The organism is Aeromonas simiae (genome assembly GCF_000820125.1).
Lineage (GTDB): Bacteria > Pseudomonadota > Gammaproteobacteria > Enterobacterales > Aeromonadaceae > Aeromonas > Aeromonas simiae.
Genome location: NZ_CDBY01000031.1, coordinates 1 through 456, shown reverse-complemented (window position 1 = coordinate 456; position 456 = coordinate 1). Strand labels below are relative to the sequence as shown.

Genomic DNA, 456 nt, shown 5'->3' with positions numbered 1-456 from the left:
TTTCCCATGTCGGTGTTTGCCCAGAATAACGGGGTGATCCAGCTGACCGGCGTCGCCAGCCGCTATGTCGGCTTCTTCATCGCCGCCATGCTGGTGCTGCTCGGCCTGCTGCCGGGCGTGGCCACCCTGATCCAGCAGATCCCCGAGCCGGTGCTGGGGGGCGCCACCATCGTCATGTTCGGCACCATCGCCGCCGCCGGGGTGCGTATCATCTCCCGCGAGACCCTCGATCGCCGCGCCCTGATGATCCTGGCGGTGTCGCTGGCCATGGGACTGGGGGTCGCCCAGGTGCCCGAAGTGCTGCAACACCTGCCGGATCTGCTCAAAAGCGTGCTCTCGTTCGGCGTCGCTACCGGCGGTATCACCGCCATGTTGCTCAACCTGCTGCTGCCACGCCGCGCCATCGCCACGGCGCGCTGACCCCCGTGACCCCAGCATGGGGCGCCGTGGCGATGG

Annotated in this window: 1 protein-coding gene; it reads left to right on the top strand. The window is 68.2% G+C overall.

Annotated features, from left to right (window positions below; all coding sequences use genetic code 11):
* A partial coding sequence (locus BN1134_RS04555; protein ID WP_332309654.1) for a solute carrier family 23 protein occupies positions 1–420 on the top strand: 420 nt, incomplete at its 5' end.
* Between the last annotated feature and the right edge of the window lie 36 nt (positions 421–456).